The organism is Microbacterium sp. JB110 (assembly GCF_003335195.1).
Classification (GTDB): Bacteria; Actinomycetota; Actinomycetes; order Actinomycetales; family Microbacteriaceae; genus Microbacterium.
The window spans coordinates 1-22,647 of the sequence record NZ_QPGM01000011.1; the positions used below are offsets into that span (position 1 = coordinate 1).

Annotated in this window: 20 protein-coding genes; 10 read left to right on the forward strand and 10 right to left on the reverse strand. The window is 69.8% G+C overall.

Annotated elements, in window-relative coordinates; all coding sequences use genetic code 11:
- The 3 genes from CIK77_RS16370 to CIK77_RS16380 all read right to left on the reverse strand — a co-directional run.
- A partial coding sequence (locus CIK77_RS16370; RefSeq protein WP_114347291.1) for an ABC transporter transmembrane domain-containing protein occupies window positions 1–2,218 on the reverse strand: 2,218 nt, incomplete at its 3' end.
- Entirely contained in the window at window positions 2,215–3,261 is a 1,047-nt protein-coding gene (gene cydB, locus CIK77_RS16375; protein ID WP_087055225.1) for a cytochrome d ubiquinol oxidase subunit II, read from the reverse strand. The genes cydB and CIK77_RS16370, both read right to left, overlap by 4 nt.
- A gap of 18 nt (window positions 3,262–3,279) precedes the next feature.
- Window positions 3,280–4,875, reverse strand: coding sequence for a cytochrome ubiquinol oxidase subunit I (locus tag CIK77_RS16380; protein WP_087055224.1), 1,596 nt, complete (start codon window positions 4,873–4,875; stop codon window positions 3,280–3,282).
- Between the two features lie 114 nt (window positions 4,876–4,989).
- Between CIK77_RS16380 and CIK77_RS16385 the strand changes: the two genes are divergently transcribed.
- Window positions 4,990–5,340, forward strand: a complete 351-nt coding sequence (locus tag CIK77_RS16385; RefSeq protein WP_087055223.1) for a BlaI/MecI/CopY family transcriptional regulator — start codon at window positions 4,990–4,992, stop codon at window positions 5,338–5,340.
- Between the two features lie 55 nt (window positions 5,341–5,395).
- Window positions 5,396–6,172, forward strand: coding sequence for a M56 family metallopeptidase (locus tag CIK77_RS16390; RefSeq protein ID WP_170934151.1), 777 nt, complete (start codon window positions 5,396–5,398; stop codon window positions 6,170–6,172).
- A gap of 140 nt (window positions 6,173–6,312) precedes the next feature.
- Here CIK77_RS16390 and ilvD read toward each other — a convergent pair whose 3' ends face one another.
- Window positions 6,313–8,175, reverse strand: coding sequence for a dihydroxy-acid dehydratase (gene ilvD, locus CIK77_RS16395; protein WP_087055221.1), 1,863 nt, complete (start codon window positions 8,173–8,175; stop codon window positions 6,313–6,315).
- Between the two features lie 83 nt (window positions 8,176–8,258).
- Here ilvD and CIK77_RS16400 point away from each other — a divergent pair, with 83 nt between their 5' ends.
- Together CIK77_RS16400 and CIK77_RS16405 are read left to right on the forward strand one after the other, a co-directional pair.
- A complete protein-coding gene (locus CIK77_RS16400; protein ID WP_087055220.1) occupies window positions 8,259–9,050 on the forward strand; it encodes a helix-turn-helix transcriptional regulator in 792 nt (263 codons plus the stop codon).
- A gap of 63 nt (window positions 9,051–9,113) precedes the next feature.
- The gene (locus tag CIK77_RS16405; RefSeq protein WP_087055219.1) at window positions 9,114–9,413 is read left to right on the forward strand and encodes a putative quinol monooxygenase; all 300 of its coding nucleotides are present in this window, start codon (window positions 9,114–9,116) and stop codon (window positions 9,411–9,413) included.
- Between the two features lie 92 nt (window positions 9,414–9,505).
- Here the strand turns inward: CIK77_RS16405 and CIK77_RS16410 are convergent, their stop codons facing one another.
- The 6 genes from CIK77_RS16410 to CIK77_RS16435 all read right to left on the reverse strand — a co-directional run bounded on the left by CIK77_RS16410 (window position 9,506) and on the right by CIK77_RS16435 (window position 16,069).
- Window positions 9,506–10,291, reverse strand: a complete 786-nt coding sequence (locus CIK77_RS16410; protein WP_140403537.1) for a hypothetical protein — start codon at window positions 10,289–10,291, stop codon at window positions 9,506–9,508.
- Window positions 10,282–10,623: a PadR family transcriptional regulator gene (locus tag CIK77_RS16415; protein WP_087055217.1), complete on the reverse strand. Its 342-nt coding sequence runs from the start codon at window positions 10,621–10,623 to the stop codon at window positions 10,282–10,284. The genes CIK77_RS16410 and CIK77_RS16415 overlap by 10 nt, the downstream gene beginning before the upstream one ends.
- Window positions 10,624–10,652: 29 nt before the next feature.
- On the reverse strand, window positions 10,653–11,921 hold the full coding sequence (locus tag CIK77_RS16420; protein WP_249268606.1) for a CynX/NimT family MFS transporter: 1,269 nt from the start codon (window positions 11,919–11,921) through the stop codon (window positions 10,653–10,655).
- Between the two features lie 68 nt (window positions 11,922–11,989).
- Window positions 11,990–13,168 carry a 4-hydroxybenzoate 3-monooxygenase gene (locus CIK77_RS16425; protein ID WP_087055256.1) on the reverse strand — a complete coding sequence of 393 codons (1,179 nt, stop codon included), beginning with the start codon at window positions 13,166–13,168 and terminating at the stop codon, window positions 11,990–11,992.
- Window positions 13,169–13,310: 142 nt separating this feature from the next.
- Window positions 13,311–15,224, reverse strand: a complete 1,914-nt coding sequence (locus tag CIK77_RS16430) for a helix-turn-helix domain-containing protein (RefSeq protein ID WP_087055216.1) — start codon at window positions 15,222–15,224, stop codon at window positions 13,311–13,313.
- Window positions 15,221–16,069 (reverse strand): alpha/beta fold hydrolase, encoded by an 849-nt coding sequence (locus CIK77_RS16435; RefSeq protein ID WP_087055215.1) that lies wholly within the window; start codon window positions 16,067–16,069, stop codon window positions 15,221–15,223. The genes CIK77_RS16430 and CIK77_RS16435 overlap by 4 nt, the downstream gene beginning before the upstream one ends.
- A gap of 136 nt (window positions 16,070–16,205) precedes the next feature.
- Between CIK77_RS16435 and CIK77_RS16440 the strand changes: the two genes are divergently transcribed.
- The 6 genes from CIK77_RS16440 to CIK77_RS16465 are packed head-to-tail and all read left to right on the forward strand — an operon-like array spanning window position 16,206 to window position 22,644.
- Window positions 16,206–17,537, forward strand: coding sequence for a hydroxymethylglutaryl-CoA reductase, degradative (locus CIK77_RS16440; protein WP_087055214.1), 1,332 nt, complete (start codon window positions 16,206–16,208; stop codon window positions 17,535–17,537).
- Window positions 17,534–18,475: a hydroxymethylglutaryl-CoA lyase gene (locus CIK77_RS16445; RefSeq protein WP_087055213.1), complete on the forward strand. Its 942-nt coding sequence runs from the start codon at window positions 17,534–17,536 to the stop codon at window positions 18,473–18,475. The genes CIK77_RS16440 and CIK77_RS16445 overlap by 4 nt, the downstream gene beginning before the upstream one ends.
- Window positions 18,472–19,695: a CaiB/BaiF CoA transferase family protein gene (locus CIK77_RS16450; RefSeq protein ID WP_087055212.1), complete on the forward strand. Its 1,224-nt coding sequence runs from the start codon at window positions 18,472–18,474 to the stop codon at window positions 19,693–19,695. Before CIK77_RS16445 ends, CIK77_RS16450 begins: the two co-directional genes overlap by 4 nt.
- Window positions 19,692–20,540 (forward strand): FAS1-like dehydratase domain-containing protein, encoded by an 849-nt coding sequence (locus tag CIK77_RS16455; protein WP_087055211.1) that lies wholly within the window; start codon window positions 19,692–19,694, stop codon window positions 20,538–20,540. Before CIK77_RS16450 ends, CIK77_RS16455 begins: the two co-directional genes overlap by 4 nt.
- Window positions 20,537–21,175, forward strand: coding sequence for an FMN-binding negative transcriptional regulator (locus tag CIK77_RS16460; protein ID WP_087055210.1), 639 nt, complete (start codon window positions 20,537–20,539; stop codon window positions 21,173–21,175). Before CIK77_RS16455 ends, CIK77_RS16460 begins: the two co-directional genes overlap by 4 nt.
- Window positions 21,172–22,644 (forward strand): amidohydrolase, encoded by a 1,473-nt coding sequence (locus CIK77_RS16465; RefSeq protein WP_087055209.1) that lies wholly within the window; start codon window positions 21,172–21,174, stop codon window positions 22,642–22,644. The genes CIK77_RS16460 and CIK77_RS16465 overlap by 4 nt, the downstream gene beginning before the upstream one ends.
- The last annotated feature ends 3 nt before the right edge of the window (window positions 22,645–22,647 follow it).

Sequence of the window (22,647 nt, forward strand, 5' to 3'; positions counted from 1 at the left end):
TCGCCGGCGTCACGATCCACGTCGTGATCGTGACTCCGGCGATCGCGAGCACACCGACCGCGATCGGCGGCAGGGTGCGCGGGAGCTGATCGCGCAGTTCGTCGGTCTGGGTGACGAGGTAGTCGACGGGCGATCCGCCCTCCAGCAGCCGTCGGGAACCGGCGCCGCGAGCGGCGATCGCCCGCCACATCCGGATGCGCAGGTCGTCGATCACACGGAAGGCCGCAGAATGTGTGGCGAGGCGCTCGGCGTAGCGGCCGACGGAGCGGCCCAATCCGAAGAAGCGCACGCCGACGATTGCGACCATCAGCGTCGCGATGTACTCCTCGGTGCTGGCTCGCACGATGAGCCATCCCGATACCGCGGTGAGCGAGAGCCCGAGTGCCGTCGCGACGAGGCCCAGGGCGATCGCGCCCACCCAGCGCCAGCCGGCGGAGCGGAGCAGGCCGTTGAGCGGGCCGCGGTCGGCGGCGACAGAACGCAGTCGATTCGAGCTGTGATCGCCGAGATCGCTGGTGCGCTGCCGGTTCGTCTGGTGGATCTCCTGCGTTGTGCTCCTGGCGTCGCCGAAGCCGTGGGGCGCGCGCGGAACCGGACCGGTGTGAGCGGCGACCGCGACGCTGCGGGTGGCGAGGGCGAGGGTCTCCGGTTCGTGCGAGGCGAGCACGACGACGGCTCGGCCGATGCGGCGACGGATGGCTGCTCGCACCAGCTCGGCCGCCGCCGCATCGAGGTGGGCCGTCGGCTCGTCGAGCACCAGCAGGGGCGCTCCGGCATCGACGCGGGCCAGAGCGCGGGCGACGGCGAGCCGGCGCAGCTCCCCGGGACTGATCTCGGCCACAGACGCGTCGGCGACGTGCGCCAGGCCGAGTTCATCCAGCGCCCCATCGGCATCGGTCGCGCCGTACAGCGCGAGTTCGTCGCGCGGTGTCGTGGCGAACGCGCGCGGCGCCTGCGGTGCCCAGGCCACGCCGCGAGCACGTAGCTCCGGCGCGGAACCGGGGTCGCCATCGGGGGCAGAAGGGCGCCGGACGCCCGTGATCGCACCGGCCACGCTCGCATCATCCGGCAGCACCCCGGCCAGTGCGGCCAGCAGGGTCGATTTCCCCGATCCGCTCGGCCCGGTCACGGCAGTGATCCCCTCCAGACCGGTGCTCAGATCGGCGATCACGGCGCGATCGCGACCGGCGTAGCGCACCGTCAGCCCCGAGACGCGGACACGGGGGACGTCCGCGGCCATCGCGTCACGCGCGCTTTGTTCATCCGGAACATGGACATCCGGAGCCGTCGGCTTCGCGAGCAGCTGCTTCACGCGCGCGAGTGCCGCCAGGCCCGCCTGCGAGGAGTGGAAGGCCGTTCCCACCTCGCGCAGCGCGGAGTACACCTCTGGCGCGAGGATCAGAGCGACCAGCGCGGCCTCGAGCGGCACCGTGCCGTACATCAGCCGCAGTCCGAGGAACACGGCCACGACCGCGACGGACAGCGTCGCGATCAGCTCGAGCGCCAGCGCCGAGAGGAACGCCGTGCGCAGCGTCGCCATCGTGCGTTCGCGGTACTCGCGTTGGATCCTCTCCAGCGCCGCGGTCTGCTCCTCGACGCGGCCGAGGCCGACCAGCACGGGCAGCCCCCGCGCCAGCTCGGCGAGATGATCGGCGAGCCGGGTCAGAGCGCCCGTCGCCTCCTGGGTCCGGTCCTGAGTGTGCTTGCCGATCAGGATCATGAACACCGGCACGAGCGGAACGGTGAGCACGACGATCACGGCGCTCACCCAGTCGGCGCCGAGGATGCGCAGCCCGACGAGCGACGGCACGGCGACGGCGGCGATCATGGCGGGCAGCGACTGCGTGAAGTAGTCGTCCAGATCGTCGAGGCCCTCGCTCGCGAGCACGCTCGTGCCGCCGTGGCGTCCGCCTCCGCCGGCCGCGATGCGGCGCCACAGCTTCGCGCGCAGATCGGACTTGACCTCGGTGGCGACTCGGCGCGCTGCGACCTGGGTCGCCCATCCGGCGCTCGCCCTGACCACGCCGCCCGCGACGCCCAGGGCGAGCACAGCCGTCGCATCGAGCGATCCGTCCGCGACCCCCGCGATGCCGCGCGCGACGGCCTCGGCGACGAGCACGAGACCGAGTGCCTTCAGCGCGGCGAGGACGCCCAGCCAGAGGAGCCGGATGGGGCGCACGGGGCCGAGATCCGGCCGCGCGATCGTCGCGGTGCTCATGCCTGCGGCTTCTCGCGCAGAATCGCGGGCAGGAACGTGTGCGGCTCCGGCATCATGCCCGGGGTGAGTCGCTGGCGGAAGATCCAGTACGACCACGCCTGGTATGCGATCACGATGGGAAGGCCGATGGCCGCAACGACGGTCATCACCGTGAGCGTGTAGTCGCCGCTCGATGCGTTCCACGCAGTGAGCCCGTATGCCGCATCGAGCGTCGACGGCAGCACGTAGGGGAACATGCCGGCGAAGATCGAGGCGGCCCCGCAGACGATGAACGCGGCGTACCCGGCGAACGAACGGCCCTCGCGTCCGGCACGCGCGGCGAGCCATCCGGTGATCGCGCCGGCGGCGGCGAGGGCGACCAGCGTCCACGGCAGCCATCCGCTGTCGTGCGCCAGCTGCACCCACACCGCCCATGCCGCCGCGGGGACGAGCAGCAGCGGGGCCCAGGTGGCGGCGAAGTGACGGGCGCGCTGCCGGATGAGGCCGTCGGTCTTCAGCGCAAGGAACGTTGCGCTGTGCACGAGCGAGAACCCGATCACGCCGAGACCGCCGAGCACGGCCGGCCAGCCCAGCCAGACGAACGGGCCGCCGACGCGGTCGCCGTTCGCGTCGATCGGCAGCCCGGTCGAGGTGATCGCCAGCATGGCGCCGATGCAGAACGCGGTCACGAGCGAGCCGAGGCCGAGCGCCCACGTCCAGACGCGGCGCCAGCGGTCGTCGTGCACCTTGCCGCGGAACTCGATCGCCACGGCTCGTGCGATCAGGGCCAGCAGCGTGATCGTCAGCGGCACGTACAGCGCGGAGAAGAGCGAGGCGTACCAGGCGGGAAAAGCCGCGAAGAGCGCGGCGCCCGCGGTGATGAGCCACACCTCGTTGCCGTCCCATACGGGGCCGATCGTGTTGAGCATCGTGCGGCGCTCACGCTCGTCGCGGGCGGCGAACAGCACCCGCATGCCGACGCCGAGGTCGAAGCCCTCGAGCACGAGGAAGCCGATCCACAGCACCGCGATCGCGACGAACCAGACGACGGGGAGAACGTCCATGATTGCTGCTCCTTCCGGTCAGTAGGCGAAGGCGAGCACGTCGTCCCGCCGGTCGTCGTCTCGGTCATCCGGATCACCCGGATCGGATGTCGGGGGTTCGTGGGAGAACTCCGGCATGGCGGCGGCGACCCCGCCTCGTACGTACTTCACGAGCAGGATGATCTCGACGACCCCGAGCACGCCGTACACCGCCGAGAGCGAGATCGTGGAGAACAGCAGCTCGCCGGCCGTGACCCCCGGCGACATCGCCGCCTGTGTGAACATGAAGACGCCGTCGACACCGGTGTGGTCGGGGTTCGGGGCGACCACGAAGGGCTGACGCCCGATCTCGGTGAAGATCCAGCCGGCGATGTTGGCCGCGAACGGTGCGGTGATGCCGAGGATCGCCAGGCGCATCACCCAGGGTGAGCGCGGCACGGTGCCCCGCCGCGTCAGCCAGAGTGCGATCACGGCGGCTGCCGCGACGATGCCGCCCAGCCCGATCATGAGCCGGAACGCCCAGTAGGTGACCCACATCGGCGGCACGTACTGCACGTCGACGCCCGCGTGCTCGCCGTAGATCGCCTCGTCAGGGATCGCCTCGCCGTACTGGTCCTGGTATCGCGTCTCCAACTCGGTGATGCCCGGCATCTCCGCTCCCCACTCATCCGTGGCGAGGAATCCGAGCAGGCCAGGCACCTCGATCAGCGTGATCACGTCGTTGCAGTCGCGCGAGCCTGGATCGCCGAGCGAGAGGATCGAGAAGGAGGAGCCGCTGTGGCATGCCGCCTCGGCGGACGCCATCTTCATCGGCTGCTGCTCGAACATCAGCTGCCCCTGCGTGTGCCCGCTGATGGCCGTGCCGGCGAAGCCGACGATCGCGACGACGGCGCCGAGGCGCAGCGACGTCAGCCAGACGCCGTGGTCCTTCTTGTCGCGGGAGGGGACATCCGGAGCTTCGCCCACGATGACGCGGCCGGCCTGGTCGACCGTGTCGATGCCGTCGTGCCGCCGCCGCCACAGGTGGTACCAGCTGATGCCGAGCAGGAACATGCCGGCGACGACGAGTGCCCCCATGACGGCGTGAGCGAATGCTGAGATCGCTGTGCTGTTGCTGAGCACGGCCCAGATGTCGGTCATCACAGGGCGGCCGTCGTCGCCGAGTTCGACGCCGACGGGGTGCTGCATCCACGAGTTGGCGACGATGATGAAGTACGCCGACACCCAGCTGCCGACGACGGCGCACCACAGCGCGGTCAGGTGCAGGCCCTTGCGGATGCGACCCCAGCCGAAGATCCAGATGCCGAGGAACGTCGACTCCACGAAGAAGGCCAGCAGTCCCTCGAGGGCGAGCGGGGCGCCGAAGACGTCGCCGACGAAGCGGGAGTACTCGCTCCACGCCATGCCGAACTGGAACTCCTGCACGAGGCCCGTGGCGACGCCGACGATGAAGTTGATCAGGTAGAGCTTTCCCCAGAACTTCGTCATCCGCAGCCAGCGCTCGTCTCCCGTGCGCAGCCATCGCGTCTGCATGATCGCAATGGTGAGGCCGAGTCCGATCGTGAGCGGGACCATCAGGAAGTGATAGACGGTGGTGATGCCGAACTGCCATCTGGCGATGTCGAGCGGGTCCATGCGTCGAATTCTACGCCGCGTAGAAGTATTTTGACAGCCGGTAGAAGAAATTTTTCGACTCAATGTAGAACTTCTTCGATCTCGGGTAGAATGTAACGATCGGAAGGAGGGGCGATGGCACATCTGGGTGATCTGGAACGCGCCGTCATGGAGGTCATCTGGGACGCAGGCGGCTCGCTGACTGCGTACGACGTCAAGGACGTGCTCGAGGCCGATGGTCGCGATCTCGCGGCGACCACGCTGCTGACGGTGCTCTCGCGCCTCGACAAGAAGGGGTTCGTCGCCTCCGACCGCACAGCGCGCCCGCACCGGTATCACGCACTCGGCACGCGCGAGGCGCACATGGCCGAGCTGATGCACGAGGTGCTCGGTGTCGCTGGCGACCGCTCGGCGGTGCTCGCCCGCTTCGTCGGCGGCGTCTCGGCAGAGGACCAGGCCGTCCTCCGCCGCCTTCTCGAGGGCTGAGCGCCGCTGTCGAGCTGCGCATCCCGCTGGCGGTGTGCGGGCCTACGCTGGAATGGTGAGCGCACAGGCCTGGGACCTCGTCGTCGCGGCAGCGTGCGCGCTCGTCGCGGTGATGCTGGCATGGCCCGTTCCGATCTGGCTGTCGCGCTCCGCATGGCCGCCGCGGCATCCGGCGCTCGCGCTCGTGCTGTGGCAGGTGATCGGCATGGCGGGCGGGCTCACCATGATCGGCGCGCTCTGGCTGGTCGCCCTGGCGTTCGTGCCCAGCGGGTGGATCGCGGGCATCCCGGCGATGGCGCTCGCCGCGTACCTGCTCGCGCACCTCGTCGCCGCGATCGTGTCGTTCGACCGGCAGCGCCGACGTCACCTCGCCCTCGTCGAGCTGCTCTCGGTGCCCGATCCGGATCGGGCGCGCACCCGGGTTCTCGATGACGCTGCACCCGTCGCCTACTGCCTGCCGCGCGGCGTCGGATCCGTCACGGTGCTCTCGCGCGGCCTGCTCGATGCGCTGGCGCCGGATGAGCTCGCGGCCGTCACGGCGCACGAGCGCGCGCACATCGAGCAGCGCCACGAGGTGCTGCTGGTGGCCTTCAAGGCGTGGCGGCGCGCCCTGCCGTGGTTCCCGATCGCGGCCAGAGCCGAAACCGAGGTCGCGGCGCTGATCGAGATGATGGCCGACGACGTCGCCCGCCGCACCCAGCCGGATGACGTGCTCGCGCGGGCGATTCTGGCCGTCGCCTCATCCGGATCGCTCGGCACGGCATCCGCAGAGCGTGCGTCGACTCGCCGCGACCGGATGCACGATCGCTTCCGGCGGTTGGCCGGGGCGTGACCGTCCGGCTTCGCCGCGAGGCCCGAGGCGCCGGCATCCGCTCCCGCGCGCGGTATTTTCACTGAGATACGGCAGAATCCGGTGGATTGTGCCGCGAATCGAGGATTGTGCCGTGTGTCGGAGCGCCTCCGCGGCAGGCCTCAGTCGATCTCGGGCACCAATCGTACGGCGCCCTTGTCAGCAGACTGCGCAAACGCGGCGTAGGCGCGCAGCGCCGGCGTCACCTTGCGGTCGCGCTTCTCCTTCGGCCGGTACCCGCCGTTCGCCTCGAGCTCGGCGCGGCGGCGGTCGAGCTCCTCGTCCGGAACCTCGAGCTGCAGCTTGCGCGTGGGGATGTCGATCGTGATGGTGTCGCCCTCCTCGACCAGCGCGATCATGCCGCCCGATGCCGCCTCCGGGGAGACATGCCCGATCGACAGACCAGAGGTGCCGCCGGAGAAGCGGCCATCGGTGATCAGCGCGCACGCCTTGCCGAGGCCGCGGCCCTTGAGGAACGACGTCGGGTAGAGCATCTCCTGCATGCCGGGCCCGCCCTTGGGGCCCTCGTACCGGATGACGACGACGTCGCCCTCCGCGACCTCCTTCGCGAGGATGCGCCTGACGGCCTCATCCTGCGACTCGCACACGATCGCCGGCCCGGAGAAGGTCCAGATCGACTCGTCGACGCCTGCCGTCTTCACCACGGCGCCGTCGACGGCGATATTGCCGCGCAGAACGCCGAGACCGCCGTCCACTGAGTAGGCGTGCTCGAGGTCGTGGATGCAGCCGTTCGCGGCATCCGTGTCGAGCGACTCCCACGTCTTCGACTGCGAGAACGCCTTCGATGAGCGCTCGCCGCCGGGAGCCGCGTGCCACAGCGCGTTCGCCTCGTCGCTCGCCTTGCCGCCGCGGATGTCCCACTCGTCGAGCCAGGCACCGAGCGTCTGGGCGTGCACGGTGTGCACGTCCTCGTGGAGCAGCCCTGCGCGGCGCAGCTCGCCGAGCAGCGCGGGGATGCCGCCGGCGCGGTGCACGTCCTCCATGTAATAGGTGCGGCCGTTGGCGACGTTCGGGGCCACCTTCGCCAGGCACGGCACGCGGCGCGAGATGTCGTCGATCTCGTCGAGACCGAACTCGACTCCGGCCTCGCTCGCGGCGGCGAGCAGGTGCAGGATCGTGTTGGTCGACCCGCCCATGGCGATGTCGAGCGCCATGGCGTTCTCGAACGCCTCGGGGGTGGCGATGTTGAGCGGGAGGACGGACGCATCGTCCTCGTCGTAGTAGCGGCGCGTGATGTCGACGACCAGCGAGCCGGCCTTCTCGTACAGCGCGCGGCGGGCGGTGTGCGTGGCGAGCACCGAGCCGTTGCCTGGCAGCGACAGGCCGATCGCCTCGGTGAGGCAGTTCATCGAGTTCGCGGTGAACATGCCGGAGCACGAGCCGCACGTCGGGCACGCGGCCTCTTCGATGCGCTGGATGTCCTCATCCGAGACCTTGTCGTTCACGGCCTCGCTGATCGCGTCGACCAGGTCGAGCGTGCGCTGGTTGCCGTTGACGAGGGTGGCGCGACCCGACTCCATCGGGCCGCCCGAGACGAACACGGTCGGGATGTTCAGGCGCATCGCCGCCAGCAGCATGCCAGGTGTGATCTTGTCGCAGTTCGAGATGCACACCAGTGCGTCGGCGCAGTGCGCGTTGGCCATGTACTCGACGGAGTCGGCGATGAGGTCTCGCGACGGCAGCGAGTAGAGCATGCCGTCATGACCCATCGCGATGCCGTCGTCGACGGCGATCGTGTTGAACTCGCGCGGGATGCCGCCTGCCGCGCTGACCGCCTCGGAGACGATGCGCCCGACGGGGGCGAGGTGCGTATGGCCTGGCACGAACTCGGTGAACGAGTTGGCGACCGCGATGATGGGCTTGCGGCCGATGTCGCTTCCTTCGACACCGGATGCGCGCATCAGTGCGCGAGCGCCCGCCATATTGCGGCCATGGGTGACAGTGCGTGAGCGGAGTGTGGGCATAGTGCCATTCTCGCCCGCCCTCTGCGCACATCATGCCCATCTGCCGATGCGGCTGGTACCAGTACTGAGAGTACTATCGGGAAATGATCCGCCCCCGCACGCCCCGCCGCGAGGAGCTCGGCGCGTTCCTCGCTGACCGCCGCCGCGCCGCTCGCCGCACTGCGCTCGGGCTGCCGCCGACCGGGCGGCGCGTGCACACGGGCCTCAGCCGCGAGGAGGTCGCCACCCTCGCCGGCGTGAGCGCGAGCTGGTACACCTGGCTCGAGCAGGGCCGCGACATCAACGTCTCGCGGCAGGTGCTCCGCTCCGTCGCCCGGGTGCTGCGGCTCACGTCGGCGGAGACCGACTACGTGATCGGCCTCGCCGAGCGCGAGACGGGCGTGCCCGAGATCCGGCGCGAGACGATTCCGGATCACCTGCAGCGGCTCGTCGACGCGCTGGACTTCCCGGCGTTCGTCGTGGCGACGGACTGGGGGATCGCCGGCTGGAACACCGGATACGAGTGGCTCTACCCTCGCATCGCGACCGTCGACGTCGCCGATCGCAACCTGCTCTGGCTCGTCTACACCGATCCGGAGCTGCGCGAGATGCTGCCGGACTGGGAGCGGGAGAGTCGACGGTTCCTCGCGGAGTTCCGCGCGGAGGCGGGAGTGCGCCTCGCCGGGCCAGGCCACAGGGCAGTGGTCGACCGTCTGATGGCGGAGAGCGAAGACTTCCGCGTGCATTCCGCCGATATGGCCGTGGAGCGGTTCGCGTCGCGTCGCCGTGTCTTCCGGCACCGTGACGAGGGTCTGCTCGAGTTCGAGCACCACCGCCTCGTCCCCAGCGACGCGGTCGACCTGCACGTGGTGATGTACGTGCCGGTGCGGGACTGACAGGGCCTTCCGCGTGCCGGATGATCGGATGCACGACGAGCGTGATCGGTGTGGGATGGCGGCATGAGAGAGAAGATCGCCGCCATCGTGCGGTTCACGTTCGCTCCGGATGCCGAAGAGCGGATCGCGGCCGTCATCGACAGCACGCTTGCGACCACGCGCACATTCGCCGGATGCGAGCGCATCGACATCCTGCGCAGTCCGGAGCGTCCGGACGAATGGACGCTCTATGAGGTCTGGACGGATGCCGCGATGGAGCAGGCGTATCGCGATTTCCGGGCGAGCCCGGAAGGCGCAGATGCCGACCTCGCCGCACTCCTCGCCGAGCCGCCGACACTCGAGCGCTTCACCGTTCGCAGCTGATCCGCCTGGCCCATCGGGCGGCTCGATCGACCTGCACCTGATGATGTGCGTGCCGGCGGGGACGCTGAGGTCGGATGCTGGCGTTATGCGACCTACGCCTGACGTGCCTTCGCGCGCCTGCCTCGCCTCTGCGTGACGAGACAGGCGAGCAGGAGGGCGACCGCACCGAATGCGCAGGCGTACGGCGTCGCGGTGAACCCGGCCAGCAGCGGGGCGATCAGCAGTCCGCAGACGAATGACAAGCCGACGGCGAGCGCCGGGTGCAATCGGCCGCTGCTCATCAGCGCGTACAGCGGAACGGCGACGGCGGCAGCGGCGAAGACGATCCCTCCCGCGAGGAATGTGAGCCAGTTGTCGCCGAACCAACCGGCCGGCACTCCCGCATCGGCCGCGTCGAAGCCGATCGAGAACGCAGCGCCTTCGAGCGCGGCGAATGCGATGGCTGTCAGCCCCGCGACCAGGGCGCCGAGTGCGTGAGGAGCGGTCATCGCACCGACATGGCGCAGCAGCGAGACGATGGCGACGGTGAGCAGCGTGGGCGCCGCTGTCGCCATGGATACGGGGATCGCCCACGCCGCGATGTCCTGGCCGAGCGCGTCGTACGTCTGCGAGAGGAAGCCGATCAGAACCACCGACAGTGCGGCGGAGATGAGCAGCGCTCCCCATGAGCACCATCGAGCGAGGCGGAGGTCGAGGCGCATCCCGAGCCCGTGCGCTGCGGCCGCCCAGGATTCAGCCGCAGTCGGGGTGTCGCGCCCCTCGCCGTCAGCGGCATCGAGCATCGTGCTGAGCGCGACGTCGCCGTGTCGGGTGCGCCACTGCTTCGGGTACCAGCGCAGCAGTCGGGCGAATCGATCCTCGTGCGACGTCATGCCCACGCCGCCCCCTTGGTCACGGCGCCGGATGGAAGTCGCTTCCTGGCTGCCTTCGCCGACCGCTCGAGCAGCTCCACCTCCTGGGCGAGGCGCGTCGCGCCTGCGTCGGTGAGCCGGTAGTACCGCCGATTGCGCCCGGCGACGACCTCCTCGCCGTCGGCGATGAGCAGTCCATCGCGTTCGAGGCGCTCGAGGGCGGCGTAGAGCGTGGCGACCTTGAGCGAGACGCTGCCTTCCGATGCCTCGGTCGCCTCCCGCATGATCTCGTAGCCATGGCGTCTGCCTGAGGCCAGCACAGTCAGGATCCAGAACGACGAGGGGGTGAGGGCGGTCATGTCATGAGTATATATCGAGAGCTGGAGTATTACGAAAAGTTCTGCTTCTCGCGCTGACGGTCGAAGACGTAGCGATCGCGGCCGACCGCGATTCCGATCACGAGATGCGCGACGCACGAGACCAGCAGGAACAGCAGTGATGCGGTCCAATCCGCGGTCAGCGCGTGCAGAGCGCCGAAGGTGACCGGTGCCGCGCCGGCGATGAGATACCCGACGGACTGGCCCATGCCGGAGAGCGCGGACGCGGTGTGGTGGTCGCGGGCACGGGTCGCCATCAGCGTCAGCGAACACGCGATCGACCCTCCGCTGCACAGCCCGATCAGCGAGATCCAGAGGAAGATCCCCCCGGGCGCGAGCAGCAGCCCGCTGACGCCGATCAGCGAGAAGACGGGAAGCATCGCCGGCACCCAGCGCTCCGTGCGGCCGCGCATCGTGAAGGGCAGCAGCACGGAGCCGAGCACGCCGACCATCTGGAAGATCATCACGTCGTAGCCGGCCAGCACTTCGCTGTGCCCGAGTGAGCGGGCGTAGGGCGCGAGCCAGGTGATCATGACATAGAACATGATCGCCTGGGCCCCCATGTACAGCCCGACGAGCCATGCCACAGGGTCGCCCCACACGCTCGGTCCGCGTGCGGATCCGCGCTCGATGCGTCGTCCGGTGTCGGTGCCGAACCGGCGCATGTGCAGCAGCCACAGCACGATCGCGATCGGCAGCGTCGCGGCGACGGCGACGAGCGCGAACCGCCATCCGGTGTCCCCGCCGTTCGGCTCGACGGCATGGGAGATCGGGACGACGACACCGGATGCCAGGGCGCCGCATCCGGCGAACAGCGCGGTGTACATGCTGGTCACGAGGGCGACGTGCCTGCCGAACGAGCGCTTCACGACGGCAGGGAGGAGCACGTTCGCGATGGCCAGCGCCACGCCGACGAGTGCGGTGCCGAACCACAGCGAGAACTCCGGCCCCGGAAGCGAGCGGATCAGCGTGCCGAGCGTCAGGACGACCAGGGCGCACAACACGATGCGGTTCATTCCGAACCGGTGCGACAGCGTGTGGGCGAATGACGAGAGAACAGCCCACAGCACCACGGGCACCGACGTCAGCGAGCTCAGCAGGGCGACCGACTCCCCGGTCGACGCACTCATCTGCTCGAGCAGCGGCCCGACACCCGTGATCGTGACGCGCATGTTGACGCCGATCACGACGATCGCCGCGAGCAGCAGACCGATCGACACCCCGCGTCCTGCCGCCGGCGCTGCGGTGGGGGTCGACGTCGGTTCCTGCTCGTTGCTCACCTGGCGACCATACGCCTCGGCGCGCGCGGCCGAGCGGCAACCTCTCGTTGAGCGGCAGTGCGCTCCGACTATCGACCCAGCAGCGGCCAGCCCGTGTACGCCTCCGCGAGATAGCGCCTTCCCGCTTCGCTGTCGGTGACGGTGCGCAGTTCGGCGATCTGTCGGTGGCGCTCGAAGTCGCCGGCGCCGGGCTGCTGGTGCAGCATGCTCGTCATCCACCACGAGAACTGCTGCGCCTTCCAGGTGCGGCGCAGCGCCTCATCCGTGAAGCGCTCGAAGTGCTCGCCGTCGCCGTCGAGCAACAGGGCGCGGATGGCGCGGTTCAGCAGCACGACGTCGGCGACGGCGAGATTCATGCCTTTCGCGCCGGTCGGCGGCACCGTGTGCGCGGCGTCTCCGACGATCACCGCGCGGCCCGACTGCATCTTGTGCGACACGAAGCTGCGGAACTTCAGAACGTCGCGCTGGAAGATCGGGCCCTCCTTCAGCTCGGTGCCCGGCGTGCGGCGCTGCAGCTCGTCCCAGATCTCGGCCTCGCTCATCGCGTTCGGGTCGGCATCGGGGTCGCACTGGAAGTACATCCGCTGCACCTCTGGGCTGCGCTGGCTGATCAGCGCGAAGCCGTCGGGTGAGTTGGAGTAGATCAGCTCGTCCTTCGACGGCGGTGCCTCGCACAGGATGCCGAACCACGCGAACGGGTACTCGTGGAAGAAGCCGCCGTGCGAACCTGTCACGGCCTCGCGCACGACGCTGCGCGAGCCGTCGGCGCCCACCACGACGTCGGCTTCGATCGTGAACTCGGTCCCGTCGGCGTCGCGCGCGATCACGCGGGGACGGAGTGTGTCGGCGTCTTCGACGCGCTCCGCGGTCACGCCGAAGCGCAGGTCCTGTCCGCCGGCCGAGCGCGCGGCGATCAGGTCGATCAGCACCTCGTGCTGCGGGTAGAGCCAGACGTTGCGGCCGGTCAGCACACCGAAGTCGATGTGGTGCAGCTCGCCGTCGAAGCCGAGGTGAATGCCGGCGTGCTTGTCGCCGACAGTGTGCACGCGGTCGGAGATGCCGGTCTCCGTCAGGATCTCAACGGTGCCCTGCTCGAGGATCCCGGCGCGGATCGTCGTCTCGATCTCCTCGCGGGTGCGGTTGTCGACCACGATCGAGTCGATTCCCGCCTCAGCGAGCAGGTGTGAGAGCAGCAGACCGGCCGGCCCTGCCCCGATGATGGCGACCTGGGTGCGTTCTGCGGTCATGGCGTCTCCTTCGACGGATGCGGCGGTCTCGCCGCGTCGGCGAGCTGTTGGGACGATCATCCGGGATCCGATGCCAGCGGCACGCCTCGATTCCCATTGAACGGGCAGGATGTTCGGAGCGGCGTGACTCCGCGAGGAGCAATCAGGCGCTGGGTCGAAGCCGTTCGCGCAGTTCGTCCAGCCGCACCGCCATGCCGATGCGGAACATTCGCTCGTCCTCGCGCCATGAGGCTCCGAGCACCTGGTCGAGCCGTTCCAGCCGCTGCAGGATGGTGTTGGTGTGAAAGCTCATCGCCCGCGCCGTGCGCGTCGGGCTCGCGTTACTGCGGACGAAGGCGCGCAGCGTGCCCAGCAGATCCGCCCCGCGCTCGGCGTCGTAGCGGCGCACCGCACCGATCGTGTCGGCGAGGAACTGCGACAGCGCCCGGGCATCCGTGTCGAGCACGGCGGAGTAAGGCAGGAAGTCATCGGTCGACACCGCGAGTTCGGTGAGCTCGAGCGCTGCGACCAGGCGTGCGGTGCGCATCGCCGACATGAAGGCGGAGGCGATGTCGCGCGAACCGGGCGGCGGGGCCACGGCGATCACCGGATGATCGATGGCGCGGGCGATGTGCGCTCGCAGCGCTTCGGCGTCGAGCCCGGTTCCGGCCGAGGAGAACGCCGCGACGACGTACCCGCGGTACTCGCCGGTGAGCGCGTGCTCGTCCAGCCGCCTGGTGAGCGCGCGCGCCGCCGCGGTCTGCTGGTCGCCGGGCACGGCGAGCAGCAGCAGCGAATCCAGGGAGCCCGGCTCTACGCCGAGCCGTCGCGCTCGCCGCTCCACGTCGGCGCGCCGCTCCGGCACGTCGTCGAGCAGATCTGCGATGAGCTCGCTGCGCAGTCGGTGGTCGGCGCCGGACGCGGCCTCCTGCTGCAGCTCCAGCAGCGCGGCGACCTGCGCGGCGCGCTCGATCGTGCGCATGTCGACGGAACCCAGATCGATGTCCCCGTCGCCCAGCAGCAGCGCGCCGAAGTGCTGGGCGCCGGCGCTCAGAGCGGCCACGGCGCGCACACCCGCTCCGGGCACCGCGACGCAGTGCCCGGACCTACGGCTCTCAGCAATCGCCTCCCTGGTCGTCTCGTCCAGCTCCAGCATCCACTCGGGCAGCGGAAGGCCGGCCGCAGCGATGAGCTGCTCGTTGGCATCGACGATGGCCACAGCCCTGTCCAGCGCGGAGGCCAGCGTCTCGGCGACGGGGGCGAACCCGCCCCCGCCGAGCACTGCCTGGACGAGCTCCTGATGCACGGTGTTCGCCCGGTCGCGCTCCCTCAGATGCGCCGTGAGGCGCTCCAGTGTGCCGCGGGACTCATCCTCGGAATCGCGAAGGTCGCGCAGGATCTGCGTGGTCTGCAGAATCACGGAGGCGTGGTCGGCGAGTGCGGACAGCAGCGCGACCTCCTCAGGCGCGAAGTCCTTCTCCTCGCGATTGGCGACGAACAGCACGCCGAGTACGTCGTCGCGGCTCAGCATCGGCACGCCGAGAATCGACACGAGTCCCTCAGACGACACGGCGTCGTCGATTCCGGTGTCGTGGCGCTCCTGCGCGTAGACCGAGTAGTCGGCGGCCCACTGCGCTGAACGCGACTCGACGACGGCGCTGGCGAGCCCTCGTCCCGGTGGGACCCTGATGCGCTGGAAGTCGCCGCTCACCGAGCCGCTGGTCTCCCGCACGCGCAGTTCACGGGTCACGGGGTCGAACTCTGACAAGTAGGCGAGGTCGACGCCCATCATCTGGCGGGCGCGCTGCACCAGGCGCGCCAGCACCGCATCGCTGTCGCGGAGCTCCGCGAGCTCCCTGGCGCTGGAGAACAGCGCGGACAACTCGTGCTCGCGTCTGCGCAGCCGCGACGCCTCGCGCTGGACACGATGCACGCGATCGGTGATCTCTGCTGCGGCGGAGTCGGCGATGCCCAGCCGGCGCAACGCATCGCCGACCGCCGTCGGATCGGGAGGCTCGCTGTCGTGGCCGGCTCCCAGCAGGACGGCGACCGCCTGCGCTGTGTCGAGTGGGCTCACCCGGCCTCCTCGCCTCGGCGCACCGTCCGGATGAGCGCGGCGCTGAGCTCGGGCCACAGCTCGTGCGGGGCGAGGTGTCCCATGTGGGGGTGCACCTGCAGCTCCGAAGTCGCGATGGCGGCAGCCATGTCGGCGGCGGCCTGCCAGTGAACGATGTCGTCCTCGCGCCCGTGGAAGATCAGCGCGGGAACCGTCACGGCTTTGAGCGCTTCGAAGCGCTCGGGGGCGCGCAGCAGCGCGGACCACTGCCGCGCGTAGCCGTCGGGGGAGTAGCCGCGGTCGTAGGCGTGCGCGGTCGCGTTCACATGCCATTCCAGCTGCGGGTCGTAGCGGCCGGGCGGCAGTGAGCGGATGGCTGCCTCGGTCGCGGCGACCGCCTGCTCCTTCGTCACGCGCACGGGGGCCGAACGCAGCTCTGGGCGCTCGCCGTGGAGCACGTAGCGGCGATCGCGGCCGGGGAGCGTGGAGAGCAGGCCGATGCTGCGCACGCGCTCCGGATGCTCGATCGCGAGCATCTGGGCCATCATCCCGCCCATCGAATGCCCCGCAACGTGCGCCGAGGCCGCTCCCAACGCGTCGAGCACGCGCACGATGTCGTCCGACATATCGGAGAGCTCGTAGCCGCCGTCGATGTCCTCCTCGCCGCCGAAGCGCTGGGAGAAACCCGTGTCGCGGTTGTCGAACCGGACGACGCGGATACCGGCGTCCGTGAGCATGGCGATGAAGCGCTCGTCCCATGACAGCAGCTGCGCACCGCCGCCAGAAGCGAGCACGAGCACCGGATCGGAGGCGGCGCCGAAGACCTCGTAGTAGATCCGGACGTCGTCGGACTCGGCATAGGGCATGGGGATCCTCCTCCGCGTTTCGAGCGAGTCTACGAGCGGACCGGGGGCTTCCGCATGTGCGGATCACCTACAGATCCGATCGCATGACGGATTATTGCCCCATCGATCAATGGGCCGAAGCCTCCTATCGTCGTGCATGACATCGCGGCGCCGAAGACGGAACGCCGCACGTGAAGGAGGGCGGTCCATGCCGATCAACAGCCGTATCAAGGGCCTGCGGGATCATGCGCCCGACGAGCGCCTCGCGCTGGCAGCGCAGAGCGCCGGGCTCGCCCCGGACGCGCTCTCCGCGCTGGGGGAAGAGGGCGGGCTGGGCATTGCGCAGGCCGACCACATGATCGAGAACGTGATCGGAACCTTCCGGCTTCCCGTCGGCATGGCGACCAACTTCACCATCGACGGTCGCGACCGGCTCATTCCGATGGTCACGGAGGAGCCGAGCGTCGTCGCGGCGGCTTCCAACGCCGCGCGAATGGCCAGGGAGCACGGCGGCTTCACGACCTCGTACACCGGCGATGTCATGATCGCCCAGATCCAGGTGGTCGACGCGACGGATCCGCACAGCTCCCGATTCGCTCTGCTGGAAGCACGGGACGAACTGCTGGCACTCGCGAACGAGCAGGACCCGACGCTGGTCTCGCTGGGCGGGGGAGCATTCGACGTGTCGGTACGAGTGGTGCCCACCCGAGCGGGAACGCAGATCATCGTGCACCTGCACGTCGACGTGCGCGACGCGATGGGCGCCAACGCCGTCAACACCATGGCGGAGGCGATCGCCCCCAGGATCGCGCAGATCGCAGGCGCACGCTCCCTGCTGCGGATTCTCTCGAACAAAGCGGCACTGCGACTCACCAGGGCGCGCGGCGTGTTCGACGCCGAGCTGCTGGGCGGTACCGGAGTCGTCGACGACATCGTCGCGGCCAGCGCCTTCGCGGAAGCCGACTCGTATCGAGCCGCGACGCACAACAAGGGAATCATGAACGGCATCACCGCGGTCGTGCTCGCCACGGGCAACGACACCCGCGCGGTTGAGGCCGGATGCCACTCGCACGCCGCACGCTCAGGGCAGTACTCCGCGCTGTCGCAGTTCGAGAAGGGCGCGGACAGCAACCTCGTCGGCACCCTCGAGGTTCCGCTCGCGGTCGGCCTGGTCGGCGGCGCAACTCGGGCGCATCCGTCCGCACGAGCGGCCGTGCAGCTGCTCGGCGTCGAGACAGCATGCGAACTGGCGAGCGTGATCGCCGCTGTGGGCCTCGCGCAGAACCTCGCGGCATGCCGCGCGCTGGTCGCCGAGGGCATTCAGCGCGGGCATATGACGCTGCACGCCCGCACGGTCGCGGCCAGTGCGGGGGCCGCAACGGACGAGATCGGCGCCGTCGCGGCGCGCATCGTCGCCGATGAGAACATTCGAGTGGAGCACGCACGCGGCGTGCTCGCCGAACTGCGAGCCGCGGAAGCGCAGGCATGACCCGGCCGCGCGTCGAACCCGAGGACGGACTGCCGTCGCGTGTGACCGTCTACGAGGTCGGCCCGCGCGACGGGCTGCAGGCCGAACCCGACATCGTCCCGACCGACGTGAAGGCCGAGCTGTGCCGTCGGCTGTACGCGACCGGGGTACGAGACCTCGAGCTGACCAGTTTCGTGCCGCCCGCCTGGATTCCGCAGCTCGCCGATGCCGCCGACGTCACGGCGGCCGTGCACGTGCCCGAGGGGGCGCGCGGCGTTGCGCTCGTGCCCAACCTGCGCGGTCTCGAGCGGGCGCGGGACGCCGGCATCCGCGAGGTCGCCGTCGTCGTGAGCGCAACCGAGTCGTTCGCGCGGGCCAATCTCAACGTGAGCCGGGAGGGCGCCGTCGAACGGGCCGCGGACGTCGTCGAGGCGGCGTCGGGCACGCCCGTCCGCGGATACGTGTCGATGGCGTTCGGCGACCCGTGGGAGGGCGAGGTCGACATCGCCGCGGTTGCCGAGACCGCCGTGCGCCTGCACAGAGCCGGGTGCCGCACCATCGCCCTCGGCGACACGATCGGCGTTGCGACGCCGGGCCTGACCGCCCGCGTCATCACGGAGACGATCGCCGCAGGCGTGCCGGTGGACGCGCTCGCACTGCACCTGCACGACACGTACGGGCAGTCGCTGGCCAACGTGCACGCCGCCCTGCGTCTGGGCGTGAGCGAGTTCGACGCCGCAGTCGGCGGACTCGGCAGATGTCCCTACGCCAAAGGTGCCACGGGTAACCTCGCGACGGAGGCTCTTGTGTGGATGCTGGACGGCATGGGCATCGAGACCGGGATCGACGTCGGCGGCATGGCCGCAACGGCAACCTGGCTCTCCCGCATCCGGGGCATCCGTGCCCCTTCGACCGTCGCGACCGCCATGGCCGCGGCCGCATCCGAGGAGGAATCATGACTCAGTTGCCGGCTCCCGGCGCCCTGGACGGCGTCGTCGTGCTCGACCTGTCGCGCGTGCTGGCAGGTCCCTACGCCGCCCAGATGCTCGCTGACCTCGGCGCGACCGTCGTCAAGATCGAGAACCCGCGCGACCCCGACGTCTCGCGCGGCTTTCCCCCCTATCTCACAGATGGGGACGAGGAGTTCAGCGCCTACTACGCCCAGTACAACCGCGGCAAGCTCGGTGTCGGGCTCGATCTGGCCGCAGCCGAGGGCAAGCAGGTGCTCAAGGACCTCGTCCGTTCCGCAGACGTTCTGATCGAGAACTTCCGCCCAGGCACCATGGACAAGCTCGGCGTCGGCTACGAGGTGCTCGCACAGGAGAACCCGAAGCTCGTCTACGCGGCGATCTCCGGGTACGGCCAGACCGGTTCGCGCAGCCGTCGGCCGGCGTTCGACAACACCGCCCAGGCCGCCGGGGGCCTGTGGTCGATGACCGGCTATCCCGGCATGCCCCCGGTGCGGGTCGGTGCGACGATCGGAGATCTCTCCGCCACCCTGTTCGCCGTCATCGGAACCCTGGCCGCGCTGCGTCACGCCGAGGCCACCGGTGAAGGACAACTGGTCGACATCGCCCAGGTCGACAGCATCATGGCGCTGACCGAGACCGCTGTCGTCGACTACACCGTCGACGAGAGAGTCGCCGTACCTGCGGGCAACGAGCACGCGTGGGTGAAGCCGTACGAACTGTTCGACTGCGCAGACGGACAGGTGTTCTTCGGCGCGTACACGGACAAGCTGTGGCGGGCGGCGTGCGAGCTGTTCGGCACGCCGGAGCACGCCGCCGATCCGGAGATCGACGCCATGCGAAAGCGGCTCGTGCCTGAGGTGTACCAGCGCAAGGTGAAGCCGATCGTGGCCGCCTGGCTGAACGACAGGACCAAAGCGGAACTGGAGGAGCTGGCCGGGGATGTCGTTCCCCTCACCGCGATCAGGAACATCGGCGAAGTGGTCGACGACCCGGCGACGGCGGAGCGCGACATGATCGTCGAGGCGGACTACGGGCCGATGGGGAAGCTGCGCATGTTCGGTCAGCCGATCAAGCTCAGCGCGACACCGGCGACACCCGATCGCACGGCCAACCGATTCGCCGAGCACGCCGACCGGGTGCTCGGCGACCTGGCGGGCTACGACTCGGAGCGCATCGCCGCGCTGCGGGAAGCGGGAGTTCTGCCGTGACGGTGGTGCGGACCGAGACGATCTCGGAGTCGACGGCGGAGGCCTACCGCGGCACCTTCGCCGAAGGCGAGGCCCAGTTGCACGCGGGCGACCCGCTGCCGCCTGCGTGGGAGGGCGCGTACTTCCCGTTCGCCGCGCCTCTCGCTGATCTGCGACCGGATGGAACCCCGGCGCGAGACGGCGTGCTGCCCGAGATCGACCTGCCCCGTCGCATGTATGCGGGCGAGACCACCGAATTCCTGAGACCGCTTCCTGTCGGGGCTGAGGTCACGCAGACGACGTCGCTCGGCTCCGTCGCCGAGAAGAGCGGCTCCGGCGGCCGGCTCGTCTTCGTCGATATCGAACGCGAGTACGCGGTGCAGGGGGAGACCGCCGTTCGCAGCGTGTGGCACGACGTGTTCCTCGAGCAGGGCGATCCGGATGTGCCGGCCAAACCGGCCAGCACGGACCCGGATGCATGGTCCTCGGCCGATTGGCAGGAGGAGCGGATTCTCGACGCCCGGCAGTTGTTCCGCTTCTCGGCGCTGACGTTCAACACGCACCTCATCCACTACGACCGCGCATGGGCGCGCGACGTCGAAGGACTGCCGGATCTGCTCGTGCACGGTCCGCTCACGCGCATCCTGCTGATGGACGCCGCCCGCCGACATGAACCGTTGCGCACCCCGCAGCGGCTGAAGGTCAGGGCCGTGGCGCCGACGCTCGTGGACCGATCGGTTCGCGTCGCAGGGCGCACCGGCGACGGCGCGACCCGGATCACTGCACTGGACGAAGACGATGTCGTGCTGGCGACCGCCGAGGTCACCTGGGCCGACGACGGCGCACCCCAGGGCGGTGCCGAATGAGACCGAACTCCGACTTCGCGCTCGACGACGTCGAGCGGATCCGCGACATGATCAGGGAGAATCCCTGGGCCACGATCGTCAGCTTCGTGCCTGGCCGAGGGCTCGTCGCCTCGCACTACCCGGTGCTGTTGGATGAGGAGAGCGACGGCATCGTGCTGCTCAGCCACGTCGGCCGGCCTGACGAGCGCCTGCACGAACTGGGCGCGCACGAGTGCCTCGTCGTGATCTCCGGTCCGCACGGCTACGTCTCGCCCGGCTGGTACGGCACGTCGCCCGCTGTGCCGACCTGGAACTTCGCCGTCGCCCACCTGCACGGCACTCCGGAGCTGCTCGATGACGCCGAGAACCTGGACGTGCTGGAACGGCTCGTGGCGCACTTCGAGAGCCCGCTGCCGGAGCCGTACTTGATGAACCGCACACTGGAGAACGCTGAGTATGCGTCGCGGATCGTGCACGGCACTGTCGGGTTCCGCATGCGCGTCGAACGCATCGATGCCAAGGAGAAGATGAGCCAGGACAAGCCCGCCGAGGTGGTCGGACGCGTGATCGAGGCGCTGCGGCAGTCGGGGCGGTATCGGAACCCGGCGCTGGCCGATCGGATGGCGGTCGTGCAGCATCTGGAGGAGCAGACATGAACGCCCCTGAAACGATCACCCTGCGCGGGGCCCGCCCCTACGGCGCCGAGCCCGTCGACATCGTCATCCGCGACGGCCTGATCGCCGGCATCGCGCCGATGGGGGCGATCGATCCGGTCGGCGAGATCGTCGAGGCCGCAGGCCGCTGGGTCGGTCCGGGGCTCTGGGATTCGCACGTGCACTTCACGCAGCACGTGATCCGACGTCGGCGCATCGATCTCACCCAGACCCGCAGCGCCGGCGAGGTGCTCGACGCCGTGCGCACGGCGCTCGACGAGGGAGCGCCGCTGACCGACGGGATGCTGATGGGCTACGGCTTCCGGGACGGACTGTGGTCGGAGCCGGCGAGCCTGGCCGCGCTGGAGGAGACCGTCTCCGATGTGCCCGTCGTCCTGGTCAGCGGCGACCTGCACTGCGGCTGGATGAACAGGGCGGCTGCGGCCCGCCTCGGCGCGGAGCTGGACGACACCGGTCTGCTCAGGGAGGGACCGTGGATCCGGCTGCTGCACTCATTCGACGAGGCAGCGGCGCTGCCACCCGACGCCTATCGCGATGCCGCGGATGCCGCGGCATCGCGCGGGGTCGTCGGCATCGTGGAGTTCGAGAACACCGACAACGTCGCAGAGTGGCCGGCCCGCGTCGCGGAAGGTGTGACGAGCCTGCGGGTCGAGGGGGCCGTATGGCCCGACCGCCTGGAGCAGGCGATCGCAGCCGGTCTGCGCACAGGCGACCGGCTCGACGAGCACGGCCTGATCACCTTCGGACGGCTCAAGGTCGTCGTCGACGGTTCGCTCAACACCCGTACGGCGTGGTGCTGGGACCCGTACCCCGGCCTCGATCCTGCCAGCGCGCACGCCTGCGGGATGGAGAGCGTTCCGGTGCCGGAGCTCCGCCGTCTGCTCGAGCGCGCGCACAGCGCAGGAATCGGAGCCGCGGTGCACGCGATCGGCGACCGCGCCAACAGCGCGGTGCTCGACTCCTTCGAAGCCACCGGAATGCCGGGCGTGATCGAGCACGCACAGCTGGTCCGCGACGAGGACTTCTCCCGCTTCGCGGAGCTCGGGCTCGTCGCCAGCGTGCAGCCGGAGCATGCGATGGACGACCGCGACATCGCCGATCACCACTGGGCGGGTCGCACAGGACGTGCATTCGCCTTCGGGTCGCTGCACCGCTCCGGCGCTGGGCTGCGCCTCGGCTCCGACGCGCCCGTCGCGCCGCTGGACCCCTGGATCTCGATGTCGGCGGCAACCGACCGCAGCAGGGGAGACAGGGTCGCATGGCACCCCGAGCAGCGGCTCCCCGTGGACATCGCGCTCGCCGCGTCGGCTCGGGGCGCGCTGGCGGTGGGGCAGCAGGCGGACCTCGTCGTCGTCGATCGCGACCCGTACGCCTGCGATCGGGATGAGCTGCGCACGATGCCCGTCGCCGCCACGATGCTCGGCGGACGCTTCACCTGGAGGGAGATCTGAGAG